Raw genomic sequence first — 21,511 nt, forward strand, 5'->3', positions numbered from 1 at the left:
CATGTTCAGAACTATCGTCCACCTGTGTGTGTTTCTCGTCGGCCTGTTGGCGGTTTGCTGGGTCGGCATCGGCTATCTCGGCTCCAATCCGCTGGGCGCCTGCATCGCAGCGGTGATCGGCGCCTGTTATGTGGCCGGCGCGCTGGAGCTGTACCGCTATCGCCAGGCCAGCGCCACGCTGGACGAAGCGGTCACCGCATTGACCACCGCACCGTCGGCATTGAGCGAATGGCTGGAGCGCCTGCACCCAAGCCTGCGCAACGCGGTGCGCCTGCGCATCAAGGGCGAGCGCGTCGCCTTGTCCGCACCGGTGCTGACGCCGTATCTGGTCGGCCTGCTGGTGTTGCTGGGCATGCTCGGCACCCTGCTCGGCATGATGGCCACGCTCAAGGGCACCGGCTTCGCATTGCAGAGCGCCACCGACCTGCAGGCCATTCGCGGCTCACTGGCGGCACCGGTGGAAGGCCTGGCGTTCGCGTTCGGCACCTCTATTGCCGGCGTTGCGACCTCGGCGATGCTGGGGCTGTTGTCGGCATTGTGCCGGCGCGAGCGGCTGCAGGTTGTGCAGCGGCTGGATCTGAAGATCGCATCCGAACTGCACCCGCATTCGGACGCGCATCAGCGTGGCGAAGTGTTCAAGCTGCAGCAGCAACAAAGCGCCTTGATGCCGACGCTGATCGATCGCCTGCAAACGCTGATGAGCAGCATCGAACAGCAAAGCATCGCCGCCGATGAACGCCTGGCCGCACAGCAGGCCGAGTTCCACGCCAGAAGCGAAGCGGCGTATGCGCGCCTGGCCACGGCGATGGAGCAATCGCTGCAGGCTGGCGTGGCAGAGAGCGCACGCGCGGTCGGCGCGGCCTTGCAGCCGGCGATGGAAGCCACCATGGCCAGCATCGCGCGCGACACCGCCGCGCTGCAGGAGCGCGTCACGCACGCCGTGCAGCAGCAGCTGGACGGCATCACCAGCGGCTTCCAGCACAGCGCCAGCACAGCGGCCGAGCACTGGACCACCGCCCTGGCCGCACAGGAACGCGCGCAGCACGCGCTCAATGCGCAGCTGCAGACCACGCTGGAGCAGATCGCACAGCAGACCACCGCATTGCAGGAGGGCGTGGGCACGGCCATGCAGCAGCAATTGCACGGCATCAACGCAGGCTTCCAGGCCGGTGCGCAGAGCGCAGCCGAGCAGTGGCAAACCGCATTGGCCGCACAGGAGCGTGCGCAGCAAGCGCTCACCGAGCAGTTGCAGCACACGCTGGAACAGATCGATCAGCGCAGCATCGCTGTGCAGGACGGCGTGACGCAGGCGGTGCAGCAGCAGTTGAGCGCACTCAATGACGGGTTTGAACGCAGCAACGCCGCCACTGCAGACAACTGGGCGGCAGTGCTGGCCGAGCAGCAACGCGCAAGCGCAGCGTTGAGCACGCAATTGCACGCCACGCTTGAGCAACTTGCGCAGCAGACCACGGCGCTGCAGGACGGCGTGCAGCAGGCCGTGCAGCAACAACTCGATGGCCTGAGCAGCGGCCTGGAAACCAGCACCGCCGCTGCAGCCGCCACGTGGACCGCGGCAGTGGCCGAACAGCAACGTTCGAATCACGCGCTCACGCAGGAATTGCAGACCACGCTCACGCAGTTCGCCAGCACCTTCGATGCGCGTTCCAGCGCCTTGGTCGATGCGGTATCCAAGCGCATGGATCAGTCCAGCAGCGACACCGCCAGCGCATGGACCGACGCACTGGCGCAACAACAAGACGCCAGCGCGGCATTGGCAAGCCAACACCAGAACGCACTCGCTGCCGCCACCGCCAGCTTCGATGCGCATGCCGCTGCCCTGGTCAGCACCTTGCAGCAATCGCATACCGACCTGCAGGCCGCACTGGAAGCCCGCGACACCCAGCGCCTGGCGCTGTGGAGCGAGCGTTTTACCGCGATGAGCGCGGACCTGAGCACGCAGTGGGAACGCACCGGCGAGCGCGTAACCCAGCAACAACAGGCGATCTGCGACACCCTGGCCAGCACCGCCAGCGAGCTGTCCACGCAGGCGCAGGCGCAGGCCAGCGCCACCATTGCCGAAGTGTCGCGGCTGATGCAGATCGCCTCCGAAGCACCCAAGGCCGCCGCCGACGTGGTGGCCGAGCTGCGCCAGAACCTGTCCGAGAGCATGGTGCGCGACACCGCCATGCTGGAAGAACGCAGCAAGCTGCTCGCCACGCTGGACACCTTGCTCAACGCGGTCAATCACGCCTCCACCGAACAACGCGAAGCGGTGGATGCGCTGGTCACCACCTCGGCCGATCTGCTGCAACGCGTGGGCACCCAGCTCACCGAACAGATCGGCAGCGAGACCGGCAAGCTCGGCGCAGTGGCCGCGCATGTCAGCGGCAGCGCTGTGGAAGTGGCCAGCCTGGGCGAAGCCTTCGGCATAGCGGTGCAGCTGTTCAGCGGCTCCACCAGTGCGCTCAACGAGCGCCTGCAACACGTGGCCAGCGCACTGGATGCCTCGCTCGCCCGCAGCGACGATCAATTGGCGTATTACGTGGCACAGGCGCGCGAGGTGGTCGACCTCAGCATGCTCTCGCAAAAGCAGATCATCGAAGAACTGCGTCAGCTCGATCGCGGTCGCAGCGACGCCGGCGATACAGGCGATGCCGATAGCAGCCAGGCCACCACGGCATGAGCGATGAGATCGACATCGACGGCGAATCGGGCACACCGATCTGGGCCGCCTTCGGCGACCTGATGTCGGTGCTGCTGGGCGCGTTCGTGCTGATCCTGGTCGGGGTGATCGGTGTGCAATTGCAGCTCTCCAGCCGCCTGGACGAAGAGGTCAAGCAACGTCAGGTCGAAGCGCAGCGTCGCAAGACGCTGGAGCAGGCCCTGGCCGCACCGCTGGCGGCCGGCCGCGTAACCCTGGTCGATGGGCGTATCGGCATCCGCGGCAATGTGTTGTTCGCCTTCAATTCCGATCAGTTGCAGCCGGAAGGCCGCGAGGTGCTGAAGACGCTGGCCGCACCATTGACGGAGTACCTGGCGGCGCGCGAAGAGATCCTGATGGTCAGCGGCTTTACCGACGACCGCCCCGTGCTGGGTGGCAATCGCCGCTACGCCGACAACTGGGAACTGTCCGCGCAACGCGCGCTCACCGTGACCCGTGCCCTGATCGCCGAAGGCGTGCCGGCTTCGTCAGTGTTCGCTGCGGCCTTCGGCTCGCAACAGCCGGTGGATTCCAATGCCGATGAAACGCGCCGCGCCATGAACCGGCGTGTGGAGATCGCACCGATTGCGCGTCCTTCCACCTCGCGCGCTTCCGCCACGTCACAGCCAACACCGGCCGCAACCACGCGATGAGCACGCAGGCGACCTCCGCACACGCGCGTCTGCAGCATTGGCGCAGCCAGGGTGCCGACCGGCTGGATCCGGTACGTTTCCATCTGATGGAAACACTGGCCGCACGTGCCGGCACGCAGGCGGATGCGGTGCGCGAAGTGCTGGAAGAAAAGCTGCGCAACTTGATCGATGCGTATGCGGCGGCAGTCAAGACAGCAGCGCGCCGTCGTGCAACTACCGATACCGCGCAGCCGTTGCAACGCAGCGCGCTGGGCGCGTTGGCCGACCAGATGGCAGGCCATGCGGCGTTGATGGAGGTGGACAGCAGAAAGACCGCGACACCCGATGCCACGCTGTTTCCCGAGCTGCCGGCGCTGGAGGATTTCCGCCGCACCTGGACCACCGTACGCACCGCCAGCCAGGTGCGGCAATCGCTGCAGGACGCACCCAAGGATGCCGGCCCGCTCAATTCCAGCGTGCTGGTGCATCGCTGCATCAGCCTGATGCGCGAATGCTCCCCCGGTTATCTGCAGCACTTCCTCGGCTATGTCGATGCGCTGTCGTGGCTGGAGCAACTGCACAGCGGCGGCGCGTTGGCCAGCGATGACGCCGCACCCGCCGCGCCTGGCAAGAAGCGCAGCAAGCGTCCGCCCACGCGTCGCAGCTAAGAGCGACTAACAAGACGACTGACGACCGCTCGCTACGTTTTGTTAGCCGCTCTAAGAGCAACCGATCGAACCCACGGTCCGTCTCAGAACCGCAACCGCACACCCACCGTCCAGCTGCGCGGCGCGCCGGGATACACCCATTGTTCGCTGTACGAGAACGCGGCGTAGCGGCGGTCGGTCAGGTTTTCGACCTTGGCATACAGGCGCAGCCGCTCGCTCAGATCGTAGTGACCGACCAAGCGCCACACGGTGTAGGCCGGCAGCACGAAGTCGGTATTGCTATCCACCGACCCCAGCCGCTCGCCGGTGTGCGAGACACCCACGCCCACCGCCGCACTGCGCTTGCCGGCCAACGGCTGCTCGTAGTTGACGAAGGCATTGCCACTGAAACGCGGCACATTCGGAAAACGTCGTCCCTCGGCCAGGCCGGTACCGGCGGCGGCCTCGCTGCTGCGCGTCACCTGCGAATCGGTGTAAGCCAGGCCCACCGACGCGGCCAGGCGCGGGGTCAGCCGCCCGAGCAGATCCAGCTCCACACCCTGGCTGCGCATCTCGCCCACCGGCAGCGAAAAACTGGTGTCGGCCGGATCCAGGCTCAGCACGTTCTTCTTGTCGATACGGAATGCCGCCAGCGTCGCTTCCAGGCCATCGCCGGGCTGCACGTATTTCAAACCGGTTTCCAGCGAACGGCTTTTCTCCGGCGCAAAACTCTGCCCGTCCGCACCCACCCCACTGTTGGGGCGAAAGCCCGCCGCCGCGCTCGCATACAGCGACAGCGCATCGTCGACATGGAAGATCACGCCCGCACGCGGGCTGACCACCCCATCGGAGGCGCGCTGCGTGGTGCCGCGCAATTGGTTGTCGAGATCCTGCTGATAGTGGTCGTAGCGCAGGCCGAGCAAGGCCTTCCAGCGCGCGCCAAGATCGATCTGATCCTGTGCATACACGCCCCACACCTGTTGCCGCTCTTCGGTGTCGGTGATCGTGGCCAGCCGCCCCGGCTGAGCCACACCGTACTGCGGTGCGAGCACATCAATGCTGTACGGTGTGGCGGCCGAGCGTGCACGCTGCTGAAAGCGGCTGTCGTCGAAGCGATTGCCGTCGACACCGAACAACACGTTGTGGGTGACGCTGCCCGCCTGCAAGGTGCCGAGCAATTCGGCACGCCCGGCGATATCGCGGCCCTGGTAATCGCGGTAGCGACGCTCGCGGCGCAGCGTGCGATCGTCGGCCTGCAGCGTCCATGGCTCGGTGGAAAAACCGCGCATGCCGCTGTCGCGATACGTCGCCCCGCCCTGCAGCGACCAGGTCTGATTCAAGCCGTGCACCACAAACACCTGATGCCCGGTGGAGTGCAGATCGATGTCGCCATCGCGCGGTTCGCCCAGAAAGCGCGACGCCGGCAGGCGATTGGCATCGCCATCGATGGCGGTGACGCCACGATCGAACGGCGCATGGATGCGCACGAATTCCAGCTCATACGACACCGTGGTATCGGGCGTGGGCATCCATAACAACGAGGGCGCCAGCAAGGTGTTATCGCTATCGACGGTGTCGCGGAAGCTGTGCTGATCCTTGTACATCGCATTCAAGCGATAGGCCAGGTTCTCGCCCAGCGGGCCGGTGCTGTCGACCGCAGCGCGATAACTGTCGAAGCGCCCTGCGGACAGATCCACACTGTGCTGCGGCTGGAACAAGGGCTTTTTGGTGACGATATTGACCGCCCCACCCGGCTCGCCGCGCCCGTACAACGCCGAGGCCGGGCCCTTGATCACTTCGATACTTTGCGTGTTGGCCGCATCGCGCAGGCCGTTGTAACCGCGGCTGGCATTGAAGCCGTTGACCATGTAATCCGAGCTGAAATTCGGGTCGCCGGTGAAGCCGCGCATCGAGTAGCTGTCCCACAGACCGCCCAGGTTATTGGCCTTGGTGATGCCGCTGGCCATCTCCAGCGCGCCGGCCAGATCGTTGACGCCGGCATCCTCCAGCAAGGTCTGATCGAGTACGCGCGCACTGATCGGCAGATCGCGCAGCGGCGCATCGGTCTTGGTGGCGCCGGTCACGCTCAATGCGCGGTACGGCGTGTACTGGCTGCGCACCTGCACCGCATCCAGATCGCGCGCCTGCGGCTCGGCGGCGGCGGCGTCGACGCAGGCAATGACGCATGCGCAGGCCAGCATGCTCAGCAACGGCACGGTGTGTGGCATGCGTTGGCGCGACGAGAACACGGACATCGGGCAGGACTCCTGAAGGACCCAGGCACGCAATGCCCGGGGCGCAAGTGAAAGAACCAAAGGTGATGGGTGAAACGCAACGGCCGCTATGACGCGGGATCGGCCCTTGCATCGAAACGCAGCGCACGCCCGAAGTTCTCGCGCGTAAATGGCCGATCGCGAAACAGATAGCCGTAGTAGAACGTCCGCAACGCCCGATGATAGGCGCGAATGCGATCTTGATAGGCCAACTGCGCGCGTAGATCGGTACCTGCCAGGCGCGTCAACGCCGCCTGCAACGCAACCGGTGGCAGCGCGCTGGCCACGCGCTGCGCCAGCGCTTCGCGTCGTTGCAAACCTTGCCGATACGCCGCGACCTGCGGCGCCACCTGCTGATCGCCGTTTTCGTGGAAGGCGAAATACCACTTGTAATGGAACGCGCTGGTCAGCGGCGCAGAATCTGCCCACTGCGGGTTCTGCGCATAGAAGGCCCGCATGGTGTCCTGGCGCGGAATATCCCAGGCGTGGTTGACCGCCTCGCGCTGCAGCCGCGCGATCTCGCTACCCTGGTTGACCGGCACCGCCTGATTGATCGCCACATGCGCCAGCGCCGGTGCGACCAGTGCCAGCACCACCCAGCAGCTGGCCAAGGCGGTGGCGTGCGCTGCGGGGCGCCAGTGGATGCGCCCGACCAGCACCGCCAGCAACACCCAGAACAGCAGATAGACGCAGCTCAGTGCCAGCACCGCGAGTTGTTGCAGCAGCGGCACCGCATTGAGGGTCGCGGCAATGGCAAACGGCACGCTCAGGCACACCAGCACCGCAGCGGCACGCACCACCACGCGCCGCACCAGCAACGCGGCTCCGGCACCCGGCAGCGCGGCCAGCATGCGTGCGCGCCCGGCCTCGCGTTCGCCCGAGCGCAGATCGAACAGCAACGCGATCACGAACAACGGCAGCAAAAACACCAGCACAAAGGCGTAGTCGAAGCGCCCGGCCAATGCCAACTCCGGGTTGTAGCTGTCGCCATCGTGGATCTGCGCCTCCAGCCCCAGCGCGCGGACACGCAGGATGTACGGCGAGACATCACGCATGCCCACCGCGGCGAAGGCCAATGGCGAGGGCACATCCCAGGTCGGGTGGAAGCTGTAGTAAGCCGCGCTGCCAGCGTCGTTGGTGCGCGCCACATAGTCCTCCACCGCTGCGATGTCTTCCTGCTGCAGCGCTGCGATGCCTGCGATGTTGTCGCGCTGCGCAGCGATGACGTGCTGGCCGGAGATCAGGCTGCACACCGTCAACAGGGCAAGCAACAGCAATCCGGCCACCGCGGCACGTGCACGCAGCAACAGCAGAAGTTCGTACTTCCACAGCACCATCAGCGCGCCACTCCCACACGCCGGCTCGCTGCGATCAGCATGCACAGCGCAGCCAGCAGCCAGGCGCCGACCAGGCCGAGCGCAGCGCCTGCAGCCCTCAGCACCTCTGTGGTGGCCGGCGGCTGGAAGGCGAACACCGGAATCTCATGCCAATGCGCGGAGGAGATGCGCTTGCGTTGGTCGGCGCCGGCATCCTGGGCGGTGTCGTCGGCCATGCTCACGGCGTCGGCCTGCAGTTGATTGAGCTGCTGCACCAGCCTGTAACGGTAACGCTCGGCCTGGGCAAGAAAGCGCTCATGTGCGCGCAGATCGGTTTCCGCCAACGTCATCGAGAGGTCGCGCAGGGCAACCGTCGGGCTCAACAGGGCGAACGTGCGCACCAGCAGATTCTGTTCCTGCTGGATGGCCGAATCGCGTGCGGCATACCGTTCGAACAGGCTGGAGGTGAGCCGCTCGCCTTCCAGCGCCAGCAGGCCCTTGTAGTTCACCGGCAGGTCTTCCACGCGCTGTACGCCGTAGCGTGTCAGGGTCTGCTGCTTGAACTGCGCAAAGTGCGGGTCGTCGGGATTGTGGCTGTCGCCGAGCGTGCGCAGATCGCGCTGGATCGCCACGTCTGTTTCGAGGCGCGTTGGCAATCGGTACGCGGCACTGGCCACATCCGGTGCCACGCGCGGCACCAGCAACGCCAGCCACACCCACACCGCCAGCGATACCAGCAACGCATCGCGGCCGCGCCGGCACAGCATCGACACCGACAGCACCAGCGCGCACCACACCAGCAGATAGACCGCATACGCCAGCACCAGCAGTGCGACCCGCAGCGCCTGGCCCGGCAACAACGCGATGGGCACCAGCCCGACCAAGGCCGGCAACAGGCACGCAGCGGCCACCGCGGCGAGCGCGAGATATTTGCCGCCGAACAATTGTCGGCGCGTCGCGCCCTGCAACAACAACGCAAGCAGCGTGCCGGTTTCCTGCTCGCGCGCCACTGCGCCATAGCCCAGAAACACCAGCATCAGCGGCGCCAAGACCTGCAGCACAAAGGCAGGCGTCAATTGACCGAAACGCACCAGCAGCGAGCTCTGACGCACGTCACCGAAATTGGCGGTGTTCTGGCGATGGCCCTCCAGAAACATGCTGTTGCCGGTAAACGCATCCACGCCCGCATCGAACGCGGCCAAAGCCGGCAGCGGGCGATAGATGAAGTGACCGTAATGCACCACCCGATGCGGATGGCGGTCCGGCTGCGCTTCGAAGGCCTGCTGCGCGGCCAGTTGCTGGCGCGCGCGGAACTCGGCGACCTCGCGCTGATGATGCGCAGCGGTCAACGCCGCCACCAGCGTGAGCAGCATCAACAACACCACACCGATGGCGGCGGAACGGTTGCGCGCCATGAAGCGCAGCTCTTCGCGCGCGACCAACAGCACAGGACTCATGCGGTAACGCTCATGCAGCCTGATCCTGCTCACGCGCAAAGCGTGCATGCAAGGTACGCACATCGAAGCCGCTGTCGCCGGCGCCGATTTCTTCGGCAATACGTCCGTTTTCCAAAAAGCCGATCCGGTCGGCCACATCCACCGCGCCGAGCAGGTCGTGGGTGACCATCAGCACCGCACCGCCGCGCTCGCGCACGCTGCTGACCAGGCGGTTGAAATCGGCGATGGCGCGCGGGTCCAGGCCGGAGGTGGGCTCGTCCAGCAGCAGCACCGGCACCTGGCGCAAGGTGGCGACCGCGATCGCCACTTTCTGGCGCATGCCTTTGGAGAATCCCGCCAGCCGCTGGCTCCAGGCTTCGCCTTGCAAACCGGCAGCGGCGAACGCCTGACCGATCTCGGCCTGGCTGCGGCGTTGGCCGGCCAGCGCAAGCAGATAGTCGGCATTTTCGATTGCGCTCAGATGCTCGTAGAGCGCGACGTTTTCCGGCAGATAGGCTAGCCGCGCACGCGCAGCGCCGGGGTTGGCGACCGGGTCGATGCCATCCACCAGCAAGCTGCCGGAGCTGGGTTTGACGAAACCGAGCAGGGTGGAAAGCGTGGAGGATTTACCGGCGCCGTTGCCGCCCAATAAGGCATAGACACTGCCCGGCGCGACCTGCAGATTCAACCCCTGCAACACCGCGCGGCCGCGGTAGGCCACGTGGAGGTTACTGACGGAAATCGCGGGGGTCGATGTAGCGCTGAAGGGCATGATAAGGAAGCTCGCTTACTGAAATGATATGTTATCACATTAGATGCAGGCGCCTACGCAGCGCCAGCACGTTTCCCCTTCGATCGAGACCCCTACGCCGCACATGACCTCCGATACGCGTCCCTCCTGCCTGCACGGCTCACCTGCCCCTCCACGCAATCAATACGCGCCCGCCAACGCTGCAACCGCTCACGCAGCCCGTACTTACCGGCACGCCTGCGCCAGCTTGCTCGCAGCAACGTTGTTCGCCGCCGCACACGCCAACGCGCAGACCATCGATACCAGCGCACCACTGCCGCCGGTGCGCGCCTGGCATGGCGCGAGCGAGGGGTTGATCGTCAAGCCGGACGATCCGTGGAGCACGCCGGTGGAGCGCAACGATTTCACCAGTACGCCGAATTACGACGAAACGCGCGCATGGCTGGAACGCCTGGTCGCCGCCTCGCCGCTGCTGTCGCTGGAGGTATTCGGCAAGAGCAGTGAGGGCCGCGATCTGTTGCTGGTACGCGCGCACAAGGGCGCGCCCGGCAAGCCGGTGGTGCTGGCGCAGGCGGCCATCCATGCCGGCGAAATCGACGGTAAGGACGCAGGCTTGATGTTGCTGCGCGATATCGCCCAACGCGGCAAGGACCATCTGCTCGATCAGGTGGATTTCGTGTTCGTGCCGATCTTCAATGCCGATGGTCACGAGCAACGCGGCCCGTTGATCGGCGCCGCCCTGCGCGGCCCGCAACAGATGGGCTGGAACACCACCACACGCGGCATCAATCTCAACCGCGATTACCTCAACCTGGAAGCGCCGGAAACGCGCGCGATGGTCGCCTTGTTGCACACGCTGGATCCGGCGCTTTACATCGACCTGCATGTCAGCGGCGGGCTGGATCATCAGTACGACATCACCTTTACCTTCGCCGGTTGGGGCACCTATGCACGCTCGCGCGCCACTGCCGACTGGCTGCAGCAGCGCTTCACGCCGGCAATGAACACCGCGCTGCGAGGCCAGGGTCACGAGCCGGCCATCTACCCGAGCCTGATCGACGAAGACGAACCGCGCTCGGGCCTACGTTACGCACCGGAAGGCGCGCGTTATTCCACCGGGTATGGCGATTTTGCCGGCATCCCCACCGTGCTGGTGGAGAACCATCGTTTGAAGTCGTACCGGCAGCGCGTGCTCGGCGACTACGTGTTGCTGGAAGAAGCGCTGCGCGTGGTCGGCCGCGATGCCAAAAAAATCGATGCAGCCAAGCGCGCCGATCGTGCCGCACGCCCGCAGGAATTGATGGTTGCCTGGGAACGCCTGCAACAGCCGATCGCCCAGGTGCCTTTCAAGGGGGTGAGCTATACCCGCGCGCTCTCACCGGTGTCCGGCCGGCAGGAGCTGCGTTGGGAAGGCCGCGACGAAACCTGGACCATGCCGGTGATCGGCTATCGCCAGGCCCAGGCGGTGCGCTACCCGCTCGCTTGGTGGATTCCGCCCGGCAACGACGATGTGGTCGAACTGCTCAAGGCACACGGCATTACATTCGAACGCTTGCAGCAACCGCGCAAGATCAACGTGCAGCAAATCCGCGTGGTGAAGGAAGCTGGCACCCAGACACCGCACGCCGACCACATGCACGAAACCTTCGTCGCCGGCAGCATCCGCGTGCCTGCCGATCAACCGATGCGCATGTTGGCGGCCGCGTTGCTGGAGCCGCAGAGCAGCGATTCGCTGCTGGCCAGCGGACGTTTTCGCAATGCCGGCAGCCCCGACAGCGGCTTGTACGGCACCGAGCTGGTGGACTTCACCGAGCGCATGTTGCGCAGCGATGCGGCCCTGCGCGCCGCGTTCGAACGCAAGCTCGCCGACGATGCGGCATTCCGCGCCGATGGCAATGCGCGCTTGCAATGGATCTATGCACGCTCGCCGTATGCAGCGATCAACGGCTGGCGTTATCCGGTGCGGCGTCAGCTGGCAGAATGATTCATCGGCATTGCCGATTCCACCATGGGGGATCGGCAATGCAGTGCGCAGTTCTATCGCATCATCCCGGTCACCGCAGTGCAGGCGCCACCACCGGTGCATGCTCGGCCATCAACGCAATCACCCAATCGATAAACACCCGCAGCTTGGCGCTGACATGCCGGTTGGGCGGGAACGCGATCGACAGCGGCATCGGCTCCAGTGACCAGTCGTCGAACAGTTGCACCAGCTCGCCACTGGCGACATGCGCCCTGGCCATGTACACCGGCAACCACAGCACGCCCATGCCGGCCAGGCCTGCGGCCAGATAGGCGTTGCCATCGTCGGACGCCACCACGTAACGCCCCTGCAGATTCACCGCTTCATTGCCGCGCTGCATGACATAGGGCACGGTCTTGTTGTTGCTCCAACGCATGAAACCGACACAGCGATGCTGGGTGTTTTCCAACTCCTGCGGGTGCGCCGGCATGCCCAGCCGCTGCAGATACGAAGGCGCTGCATACACACCCGCCTGCAGGTCGCCCACACGGCGCGCAATCAACGATTGATCGGTGATGATGCCGCCGCGCACCACGCAATCCACGTTCTCGCCAATCAGATCCACGCGGCGGTCGCTCACGCCCATATCCAGCTGGATATCCGGATAGCGCGCATGAAATGTCGGCAGCGCCGGCATCAGGATCAGGCGCGCCAACGGACTGGGTACATCCACGCGCAAGCGCCCGCGCGGCAGCGCCGATGCATCGGACAGGCTGGTCTCCGCATCGTCCATGTCTGCCAGCAGCCGCAGCACGCGCTCGTAGTACGCCGCGCCATCGGCGGTCACATGCACCCGGCGCGTGGTGCGGTTGAGCAAGGTCACGCGCAGGCGTGCCTCCAGCTGCTGCACCAACTGGGTCACGCTGGCCCGGCTCATGTGCAAGGTCTCGGCTGCCTTGGTAAAGCTGCCGGTCTCAACCACACGCGCAAACGCCTGCATCGCGTCGAACCGATCCATCGCCGCCCCCAACCCAAAGATTGTTTGGATTCTACAAATAGTGTTGGCCGGGGTTGCCGATTTATCGCAGGCGCGCAAGCGCCTACCGTGGCTGTCTGTTCCGACTAGATGCTTGATGGAGATCCTCATGGCAACCCGTGACGTTGTTTTTCCGCAAGGGCGCCACGCCCTGTATGAGCGCCATCGCTATTCCCCGGCGGTGCGCGCCGACGGCTTGCTGTTTGTCGCCGCCAGGTCGGCAGCCGCGAAGACGGCTCGCCGGAACCGGAGCTGCCCGCAGAGATCGCCCGCGCTTTCGACAATCTCGATGCCATCCTCGCAGCGGCCGGTTGCACCTCGCAGGACGTCGTCGACGTCACCTTGTTCATGGTCAACCCGGAGGTGGTCTTCGAGGCCATGTGGGAGAAGTGGGTGAGCTACTGGGGCCCGGCGCCCTACCCCACCGTCACCGCAGTGGGCGTGACCTGGCTGGCTGGTTTTCGGTTCGAGATCAAGGTGGTGGTCAAACTGCCGGCACAGCAGCAGTAACCGGTTTCAGTAACTCGTCGGTGGTTACTTCGTCGCTCCTGCGTACTACTGAAAAGTCCTTGATGGCGAAATTCCCACTAGCGATAAATCACTAGCACGGTCGATCGAAGTAACTCAAAAAAATCGCCACGCCTGGCTTGCCAGTGCGTGGCGATTTTGTTATCGCGCGCGCTCAAGGCAACAGCAGCACTGTCCAATTCGACTGCATAAAAAGACGGCCTTGGCGTTCTCACGCCATCACTTATCGCGCCGGCAACAGACAGGCCACAACTGCGGACGATTATGTCCGTAGATACTGACGCAAGCTGTTTCAAACCCGTGAATCAGGCGTCTCGATAGAGCATCACTATCGTCAATTTCTACAGCCCTTCGAAATCTTAACCAGTCAATTTGAATTGTAAAAATCTCGCTAAAGCAACGATGCAGACGGCCGCTACCGCAATCCAGGGTGTTGCGACGCCCATCACCGTTCTGCCCACGCGTCGCCATGGCGCTGCGTCCATCACACACAGCCGAGATTTCAATGAAATTGACCGTCAAGCTTCTCAGTGGCGCCATTGCCCTGGTTTCGTCGACCTGCGCCTATGCGCAGCAGGACGCGATGTTTTCCTTTAGCGGCTTCGGCACGCTGGGCGTGGTGCATTCGACCGAGGACCAGGCCGACTTCACGCCCGACATCCAGACCGAAGAAGGCGCAGGCGCCAGTCACTCCACCTCGGCCCGTCCGGACTCGCGCATCGCCGGCCAGGTCAATGCCAACTTCACCGAGAAGTTCACCGGCGTATTGCAGGTGACCAGCGAGTACGCCGAGCGTGGCGATTACGATCCCAAGGTCACGCTGGCGCATGTGAAGTATCAGTTCGGCCCGCAGTTCGCCGCCCGCCTGGGCCGCATCACTGCGCCGCTGTACATGCTCTCGGAGTACCAGCGCGTCGGCTACGCCACCCCGTGGGTGCGTCCGCCATACGAGGTCTACAACTACCTGCTGCCGATGGACGGCGTCGAAGGCGTGTACACCATCAATGCGGGCGAAAGCGTGGTCAGCGTGCAGGGCTTTTACGGCCGCATCAATTCGAAGAAGGCCGATGTGTACGCCATGCGCGGCCTGGCGCTGGGCCTGGAATCGGGTGCGTCGACGTTCCGCGCCGCCTACATCGTGGGCACCACCGATTTCGACACCCCGCAGCTGGACCGCCTGTTCTCGGCCTATCAGCGCATCAATCCTGCGCTGGCCGATCGCCTGACCACCTACGGCGTGGACGGCAGCTTTGCCAGCGTTGGCTACGCCTACGATCCGGGCAGCTGGTTCCTGCGCAGCGAAGTGATTCGCGCCGATTACTCGCCTTCGCTCAACGGCAAGACCACCTCCGGCTATCTCAGTGTGGGCGGACGTTTCGGCACGCTGACGCCGTCGATCACCTATGCCAATGTCGATCGCAAGGGTCCGACCATCGCCCCCGGCCAGGATCCGGTCGGTGTGATGACACGCGCCCTGGCGCAGGCCGAAAGCGGTCGTCACAGCTTCACCGCTGCGCTGCGTTGGGACGCGCGTGAGAGCGTCGCGTTCAAGTTGCAGGCCAGCCACATCAACAACAACGCGGGCTCGTTCGGGTCGTTGAACAACATCCAGCCGGGCTTCCGTCCGGGCGGCAGCTACAACCTGCTGTCGGCATCTGTCGACTTCGTGTTCTAAGAGAGCCCCCATGACCATTTCCAAGTGTTTTGCAGTCTCCCTGCTTGCCGCGTTGTCGCTGACCGCGTTCTGTGCCAATGCCGATGTGGTGGTGGTGATGTCGGCCAAGGATGGCCCGGACAGCCTGAGCGCTGCGCAGGTGTCGCAGATCTTCCTGGCCAAGTCCAACAGCCTGCCCGGCGGCGGCGCGGCCGTGCCGATCGACCAGGAAGAAGGCGTCGCCACCCGCGATGAGTTCTACAAGAAAGTGGCCTCGCGCGATTCGGCGCAGCTGAAGTCGTATTGGTCGCAGCTGATGTTCACCGGCAAGGCGCAGCGTCCCAAGCGTGTCAGCGGCGATGACGCGGTCAAGAAGGCGGTTGCGGCTACACCGGGCGCCATCGGTTACATCAGTGCCAGTGCAGTGGACGCCAGCGTCAAGGTCGTCCTGAAGCCGTGACCCGCCACCTGCTCGAGACTCAAGTCATGAGACGTATTCTGTCGCTACCGTTGTTCTGGAAAATCCTGATGCCGGCAGCGGTGGCGATCCTTTGCCTATCGAGCTATGTGGCCTTCAGTACGCTGGTGTTTCACCGCAACAACGACCGCCTGGAAGCGGTGCGCGACGTGCATTTCCCCATGCTCGATGCGATGACGCGTAACGTGGCGGCGCTGGACAAGCTCATCAACGGGCTCAATGGCGCCGCCGCTGCGGGCGATGCCGATATGTTGGCGGCCACCAAGCCGGTGGCCGACGAGATCCACAGCTCGTACGTAAAATTGCAAAAGGCCGACCCGGCCAATGCAAAAGAGCTGGCACGCCTGGGCAAGGAGTTCGATCAGTACTACAGCCTGGCACATGGCGTGGCTGCGGCGTTCGTGGAGCAGCGCGAACCCGATGCGCAGCAGATGAGCGCGATGGCGCCGGCGCTGGAGACCTATCGCACCACCCTGACCGCTATGCAGAAACGTGCCGATGCACGCTTCCGCGGCACCGTGCAGGAAGCGCTGGACAGTTCGGTCACCGCAAGCATGGGCGGCCTGATCCTGGGCCTGGTCGGCGCGGTGGTGTGCATTGGTTTTGGCTGGATCGTGGCGCGTGCCATCACCCAGCCGCTCAATCGTGCCATCGGCATTGCACATGCGGTGTCGTCGGGCAAGTTGGAAAACACCATCTCGATCGACCGCAACGACGAAGTCGGCCAACTGCTGCAGGCGATGGACAGCATGCAGCGTCAGCTGCGGCGCGTGATCCAGGCGCAGACGGAGATGGGCGACAAGCACGAGGCCGGCATGGTCAGTCACCGTATTGCCGAGCAGGAATTTCCTGGCGAATTCGGCAGCATGGTGCGCGCCAGCAACACGCTGGTGTCCAGCCATCTCGCCGTGACCATGCAGATCGTCGCGCTGACCGAACGCTATGCCGCAGGCGATCTGTCGCAGCAGCTGGCGCCGTTGCCTGGCGAAAAAGCGGTGATCAGCCAATCGATCAACGATGTGCGGGCCAGCCTGTTGTCCATCAACGGCGAGATCAAGCGCTTGGCCGCGGCCGCGGCGGCGGGCGACTTCAGCGCACGTGGCGACGAGACCGCGTTCGAACATGATTTCCGCCAGATCGTGGTGGATCTCAATCACTTGATGAGCACCTCGGACAAGAGTCTTGGCGAGGTGTCGCAGGTGTTGCAGGCCATTGCCAGCGGCGATCTGACCACACGCATGCACGGCACCTCTTCCGGCGTCTTTGCGCGCATGCGCGACGATGCCAACACCACGGTGGATCGCCTGACCGATATCGTCGCGCGCATCCAGCATTCGTCCTCGGAGATCGATACCGCTGCCGGCGAAATTGCCGCAGGCAATCAGGATCTGTCGCGGCGTACCGAGTTGCAGGCCGCCAACCTGGAAGAAACCGCTGCCTCGATGGAGGAACTCACCGCCACCGTCAAGCAAAACGCCGAACACGCCCGTCAAGCCAACGCGCTTGCACGCAGCGCTGCCGGGGTGGCCTCGCAGGGTGGCGAGGTGGTCAGCCTGGTGGTCGGCACCATGTCGGGCATCGAAACCTCGTCCAAGAAGATCGCCGAGATCATCAGCGTCATCGACGGCATCGCGTTCCAGACCAATATCCTTGCCTTGAACGCGGCGGTGGAAGCCGCACGTGCCGGCGAACAGGGCCGCGGTTTTGCCGTGGTGGCAAGCGAGGTGCGCACCTTGGCACAGCGCTCGTCCGGGGCGGCCAAGGAGATCAAGGGGCTCATCGATGCATCGGTGGGCAAGGTGGCCGAAGGCTCGGCACTGGTGCGCAAGGCCGGCACCACCATGACCGAGATCGTTGCCAGCGTGAATCGCGTCACCGACATCATGGGCGAGATCACCGCAGCTTCCAGCGAGCAATCGGCCGGCATCGAACAGGTCAACCAGACCGTCATCCAGATGGACGAGACCACGCAGCAGAATGCGGCATTGGTGGAAGAAGCCATGGCTGCGGCACGGGCGATGGAGAAGCAATCCAGCACGCTCACGCAACTGGTCTCGCAGTTCCAACTGGCGCCTGCCACCGAACAACAGCTGGTACGACACGTCGCATAGCGGGTCGCTCGATCGCTCGATCGATCGACCCGAACGCCTCGCCACACCCTCGACGCCCCTCTCTGCACGCACTGCAGACGAGGGGTTTTTCGTTTTGGGATCATGCGAATGCAAAGCTGAGGCGATGCGGTGATCCGGCAGTGTTGCCCGGCGAGCCGCCCCCCTTTCCCATCGAGGAGTGCCCTGCGTTGCCGACAGGGCCAGCCGAAACTGGCGTACTTCCTGACCTTCACGTCAGTGGTCCTCCGACATTACCAACAGCGCATTGCTGATTGCGCGCCGCTGCAAAACGCGTGGTTCGGACGCGCATCTGCCCGGTCCGGGCATAACCAATCGCTTATCGCCTGCGCGCCGTATGCACGAAAAATCCTGATAAACATCACACTTTTATCGAAAAAAGTGGTGCGACTGCACATTCCTCACGCCTACGTCACCAACAAGAAACATTTGCGTGAGATAGCTGTTGCGCTCGCTAACCACCGAGCCAACCTGTCCCCCTTCCAGCGCGCGTTCCGCTGAACGTCGATCTGCTTACCTGCAGCCGGCGGTGGCTTCGTGCGTCCGAATGATTCCAAGGAGATTCACTCCCATGCGCTTCAGGACCTTCTTCGCCGTTCTGCTTCTCACCGCTTTCAGTGCCACCGCAAATGCACAGGTCGTCACCCTCAACAAGGGCGGTTACACCCTGAGCTACGACTGCACCAACCACACCGCGCTGCGCTACGAATACGTCCTGCAGGCCGATACCGGCTCGGCGGCGCGTCCGTCCAGCTTCAATCTGGATACCGAACTGCCCAGCGGCTGCGCCGGCCAGACCTCCACTGCCTCCTACGCCAGCGTGCGCACCGGCTACGATCGCGGCCACCTGGTGACCTCCAACCACATGGACTACAACGCGACCTACATCCGTCGCGCCAACCTGATGTCCAACATCGTGCCGCAGGTGGCCAGCTTCAATCAGGGCATCTGGGTGCGTGCCGAAAACGTGGCCGAGTGTTACCGCGACATCGCCAGCGTGCAGGTCTACGGCGGGGTGATCTACAGCGACACCACCAACGATTACTTCCTGAGCAGCCACGGCATCCGCACCCCGGATTTCTTCTGGAAGACGATCATCACCGCCAACCCGGGCGGCGGCACGCGCGCGATCAGCTGGCTGATTCCCAACAGCGCCACGCTCGGTTCGCTGGACAGCTACATCGTCAGCATCGACGAACTGGAAGACCTCTACGGCGCCAGCGCCATCGGCATCACCGCTCCGGCCGCCGTCAAGGCCATGCTGCCTGCCGCCACCTGGCCGCAGCCGAGCAATTGCGACCTGAGCTGATCACCGGTCAAGGACGCGATGTAGAAAAGCCCGGGCATGCCCGGGCTTTTTGATTGGCTTCACACCAACGCCATGCACGACGAAAGATCAGTTAAAAGATCGGCTCGTAGCGTAGTGAGTTGCAGGCAACCGCTACTCCACAAACTCAAACCGCGGGCGTTCAATCCCCTTCACTTCAACCTGCTCGACAAATATCGCATAGGGCCGCACCCACATGCCGATGTCGCTGTCCAACGGGCGGTAGAGCACCAGCGGCTCAAGCGTTTCGCTGCTGCGCACGACACCCAGCACCTCGTAACGGCCACCCTTGAAGTGGCGGTACTGCCCGAGCGCAATGGAAGGCAGTGGCGGCAAATGATCCATGGACGTCAACGTGATCGAGGGCCATCCAGTTTAAGCAGCCAGCGCGACCACAACCAGAAGATGCCGCAAGGCGCGCGGCATCTTCGTGACCTCAGCAGCGCACCGGTGCTCATGTTTATTCAGAGCGGCTACTGCTCATCCTCTTCGTCTTTGTCGTCATCGTCCAGATCCACCTCGGCATCCACTTCGTCTTCGATGGCATCGTCGTCGATCTCGCTGTCCTGCGCCGGCCCGTCCTGGATCGCTGCATGATCCTTGCCGGGTGCCTTGACGCCGTTAGGCGGTGTGGTCGGGTCGTCTACGCCGTTTTCGTAACTGCTCATGATCAGCTCCAGCGGCGAAAGACCGCAAAGCCACCCTCCTCCCGGCCATGTGACGCGCACGTGTGTCCTGCGCACCGGCCGGACCGCTCGTCGCAGCCACGTCATCCGGTGACGCATGAGGCCGTCTCGCCGGCACTGCATCCGGCCCGCGCTTCCGTCCGTAGCTACCATCACGCCTACAAAGGAAACACCATGCCGAGCCTGATCCACGATCTGCACGACCTGCTCGCATCCTGGAAGGCCGAGGCGCAAACGTTCGACGCCTGCGACATGCCGGCCTCTGCGCTTGCCTTCCGGGAGTGCCACCGCCGCCTCAGCGCGCTGCTCGGCGAGCATGCGTCTGCTACAACTGCGCCGGGCGCCGCCATCGCCGCGCACGAGCGACAGACCTCAGTGACCCACCCGCAAGCGCGCGCCAGCGTGCCGGTGGGTTCCTAAACGCTCGATCAGCGTGTCGCTGGCCTGATTCAAGCCGACGACCTCGACGGCCGCGCCGTGCGCGCGCAGCTTGAGCACCACCCGATCCAGCGCTGCCACCGCGCTGATATCCCAGAAGTGCGCGTGGGTGAGGTCGATCAGCACCCTGGGCGGCGTGCGCAATATATCGAAGCTGGCGGCGAACTGTGCGGCCGAGGCAAAGAACACCTGCCCGCGCACGGCATAGACCCGCACACCGTCGTCGCGATCGATCTCCTGCACCTGCAACATGCGCCCGACCTTGCGCGCGAAGAACAGCGCCGACAGCAACACCCCCGCAAACACGCCTTTGGCCAGGTCGTGCGTCCAGACCGTGACCACGACGGTGCCGAGCATCACCACCGACGAACTTTTGGGGTGCGTGCGCAGATCGCTTAGCGATTCCCAGCTGAAGGTGCCGATGCTGACCATGATCATCACCGCCACCAGCGCCGCCATCGGAATCTGCCGCACCCAGTTGGCGCCGTAGACCACCAGCAGCAACAGCACCACGCCGGCCACCATGCACGACAGGCGCCCACGCCCACCGGAGCGCACGTTGATCACCGATTGCCCGATCATCGCGCAACCGGCCATGCCGCCGAAGCAGCCGGCAAGCATGTTCGCCAGCCCCTGGCCGGCACATTCGCGGTTGCGTTGCGAGGGCGTATCGGTCATGTCTTCGACGATCTGCGCGGTCATCAACGACTCCAGCAATCCCACCACCGCCAGCGTCGTCGACACCGGCAGCAGGATGCGCAAGGTCTCCCAGCTCAGCGGCACATCCGGCAACAGAAACACCGGCAAACTGTCTGGCAGACGGCCCATATCGCCCACGCTGCGGATATCGATCTGCCAGTACGCACATGCCACGGTGAGCACCACGATGGCAACCAGCGGCGAGGGAATCGCCGTGGTGAGGCGCGGAAGCAGATAGATGATGGCCAAGCCCGCTGCACACACCGCATAGACCGGCCATGGCATGCCGATCAGCTCCGGCAACTGCGCAAGAAAGATCAGGATTGCCAACGCATTGACGAAGCCGGTGATCACCGATCGCGACACAAAGCGCATCAATGCGCCAAGCCGAAACGCCGCCGCGATCAGCTGCAGCGCACCCGCCAGGACGGTAGCCGCCAACAGATACTGCACCCCGTGATCCTTGACCAACTCCACCATCAACAGCGCCATCGCACCGGTCGCTGCGGAAATCATGCCAGGGCGGCCACCGGCGATGGAGGTCACCACCGCAATACAGAACGCAGCGTAGAGCCCCACCTTGGGGTCGACACCGGCAATGATCGAAAACGCGATCGCCTCGGGGATCAGGGCAAGTGCAACCACGATGCCGGCGAGCACATCGCCACGCACATTGCCGAACCATTGCTGGCGCAACGAGAAAAATCTGGACATTGAAACGACTCCGCGCACCGGCAAACACACGGCGCGAATACATGAACGTCGAACACCTGGACCTTCGCAGAGACTGCGAGCGCGTGATGCGTCAGATCAGGGT

General features: G+C 64.2%; 17 protein-coding genes and 1 pseudogene. 10 read left to right on the forward strand and 8 right to left on the reverse strand.

Features of this window, described 5'->3' with window-relative positions; translation table 11 throughout:
* Window position 1 precedes the first annotated feature (1 nt).
* Genes AC1PLU_RS19970 through AC1PLU_RS19980 form a run of 3 tightly spaced genes read left to right on the forward strand, consistent with a single transcriptional unit; the run spans window position 2 to window position 4,001 of the window.
* Window positions 2–2,683, forward strand: coding sequence for a DUF802 domain-containing protein (locus tag AC1PLU_RS19970; protein WP_481107047.1), 2,682 nt, complete (start codon window positions 2–4; stop codon window positions 2,681–2,683).
* Window positions 2,680–3,354: an OmpA family protein gene (locus tag AC1PLU_RS19975; protein ID WP_481107048.1), complete on the forward strand. Its 675-nt coding sequence runs from the start codon at window positions 2,680–2,682 to the stop codon at window positions 3,352–3,354. The genes AC1PLU_RS19970 and AC1PLU_RS19975 overlap by 4 nt, the downstream gene beginning before the upstream one ends.
* Window positions 3,351–4,001 carry a DUF2894 domain-containing protein gene (locus tag AC1PLU_RS19980; RefSeq protein ID WP_481107049.1) on the forward strand — a complete coding sequence of 217 codons (651 nt, stop codon included), beginning with the start codon at window positions 3,351–3,353 and terminating at the stop codon, window positions 3,999–4,001. The genes AC1PLU_RS19975 and AC1PLU_RS19980 overlap by 4 nt, the downstream gene beginning before the upstream one ends.
* A gap of 83 nt (window positions 4,002–4,084) precedes the next feature.
* Here AC1PLU_RS19980 and AC1PLU_RS19985 read toward each other — a convergent pair whose 3' ends face one another.
* From AC1PLU_RS19985 to AC1PLU_RS20000, 4 genes are all read right to left on the reverse strand, one after another.
* The gene (locus tag AC1PLU_RS19985) at window positions 4,085–6,235 is read right to left on the reverse strand and encodes a TonB-dependent siderophore receptor (RefSeq protein WP_481107050.1); all 2,151 of its coding nucleotides are present in this window, start codon (window positions 6,233–6,235) and stop codon (window positions 4,085–4,087) included.
* 86 nt (window positions 6,236–6,321) lie between these two features.
* Window positions 6,322–7,590 carry a DUF3526 domain-containing protein gene (locus AC1PLU_RS19990; RefSeq protein WP_481107051.1) on the reverse strand — a complete coding sequence of 423 codons (1,269 nt, stop codon included), beginning with the start codon at window positions 7,588–7,590 and terminating at the stop codon, window positions 6,322–6,324.
* Complete coding sequence (locus AC1PLU_RS19995; protein ID WP_481107052.1) at window positions 7,590–9,026, reverse strand: ABC transporter permease; 1,437 nt, start codon at window positions 9,024–9,026, stop codon at window positions 7,590–7,592. Before AC1PLU_RS19995 ends, AC1PLU_RS19990 begins: the two co-directional genes overlap by 1 nt.
* A 10-nt stretch (window positions 9,027–9,036) precedes the next feature.
* Entirely contained in the window at window positions 9,037–9,777 is a 741-nt protein-coding gene (locus AC1PLU_RS20000) for an ABC transporter ATP-binding protein (RefSeq protein ID WP_481107053.1), read from the reverse strand.
* 226 nt (window positions 9,778–10,003) lie between these two features.
* Here AC1PLU_RS20000 and AC1PLU_RS20005 point away from each other — a divergent pair, with 226 nt between their 5' ends.
* Entirely contained in the window at window positions 10,004–11,740 is a 1,737-nt protein-coding gene (locus AC1PLU_RS20005) for a M14 family metallopeptidase (RefSeq protein ID WP_481107054.1), read from the forward strand.
* Between the two features lie 70 nt (window positions 11,741–11,810).
* Here AC1PLU_RS20005 and AC1PLU_RS20010 read toward each other — a convergent pair whose 3' ends face one another.
* Window positions 11,811–12,737: a LysR family transcriptional regulator gene (locus AC1PLU_RS20010; protein ID WP_481107055.1), complete on the reverse strand. Its 927-nt coding sequence runs from the start codon at window positions 12,735–12,737 to the stop codon at window positions 11,811–11,813.
* A gap of 127 nt (window positions 12,738–12,864) precedes the next feature.
* Between AC1PLU_RS20010 and AC1PLU_RS20015 the strand changes: the two are divergent.
* The 5 genes and pseudogenes from AC1PLU_RS20015 (at window position 12,865) to AC1PLU_RS20035 (ending at window position 18,853) form a co-directional block, all read left to right on the forward strand.
* Window positions 12,865–13,265: pseudogene (locus AC1PLU_RS20015) on the forward strand (Rid family hydrolase).
* A 523-nt stretch (window positions 13,266–13,788) separates the two neighbouring features.
* Window positions 13,789–14,958 carry a hypothetical protein gene (locus tag AC1PLU_RS20020; RefSeq protein ID WP_176340267.1) on the forward strand — a complete coding sequence of 390 codons (1,170 nt, stop codon included), beginning with the start codon at window positions 13,789–13,791 and terminating at the stop codon, window positions 14,956–14,958.
* 10 nt (window positions 14,959–14,968) lie between these two features.
* Window positions 14,969–15,397, forward strand: coding sequence for a type 2 periplasmic-binding domain-containing protein (locus tag AC1PLU_RS20025; RefSeq protein ID WP_481107056.1), 429 nt, complete (start codon window positions 14,969–14,971; stop codon window positions 15,395–15,397).
* Complete coding sequence (locus AC1PLU_RS20030; RefSeq protein ID WP_481107057.1) at window positions 15,394–17,526, forward strand: methyl-accepting chemotaxis protein; 2,133 nt, start codon at window positions 15,394–15,396, stop codon at window positions 17,524–17,526. Before AC1PLU_RS20025 ends, AC1PLU_RS20030 begins: the two co-directional genes overlap by 4 nt.
* A gap of 589 nt (window positions 17,527–18,115) precedes the next feature.
* A complete protein-coding gene (locus AC1PLU_RS20035; RefSeq protein WP_481107058.1) occupies window positions 18,116–18,853 on the forward strand; it encodes a DNA/RNA non-specific endonuclease in 738 nt (245 codons plus the stop codon).
* Window positions 18,854–18,985: 132 nt separating this feature from the next.
* On the opposite strand, the gene AC1PLU_RS20040 is transcribed toward AC1PLU_RS20035, so the two are convergent.
* Together AC1PLU_RS20040 and AC1PLU_RS20045 are read right to left on the reverse strand one after the other, a co-directional pair.
* Window positions 18,986–19,216, reverse strand: a complete 231-nt coding sequence (locus AC1PLU_RS20040) for a DUF1653 domain-containing protein (protein ID WP_268212892.1) — start codon at window positions 19,214–19,216, stop codon at window positions 18,986–18,988.
* Between the two features lie 128 nt (window positions 19,217–19,344).
* Window positions 19,345–19,539, reverse strand: coding sequence for a hypothetical protein (locus AC1PLU_RS20045; protein ID WP_481107059.1), 195 nt, complete (start codon window positions 19,537–19,539; stop codon window positions 19,345–19,347).
* Between the two features lie 192 nt (window positions 19,540–19,731).
* On the opposite strand from AC1PLU_RS20045, the gene AC1PLU_RS20050 reads away from it, so the two are divergent.
* Complete coding sequence (locus AC1PLU_RS20050; RefSeq protein WP_481107060.1) at window positions 19,732–19,977, forward strand: hypothetical protein; 246 nt, start codon at window positions 19,732–19,734, stop codon at window positions 19,975–19,977.
* Here the strand turns inward: AC1PLU_RS20050 and AC1PLU_RS20055 are convergent.
* Window positions 19,930–21,408, reverse strand: a complete 1,479-nt coding sequence (locus AC1PLU_RS20055; protein WP_481107061.1) for a SulP family inorganic anion transporter — start codon at window positions 21,406–21,408, stop codon at window positions 19,930–19,932. The genes AC1PLU_RS20050 and AC1PLU_RS20055 overlap by 48 nt on opposite strands.
* Window positions 21,409–21,511 lie beyond the last annotated feature (103 nt).

It is taken from the genome of Xanthomonas sp. NCPPB 2933, assembly GCF_056725225.1.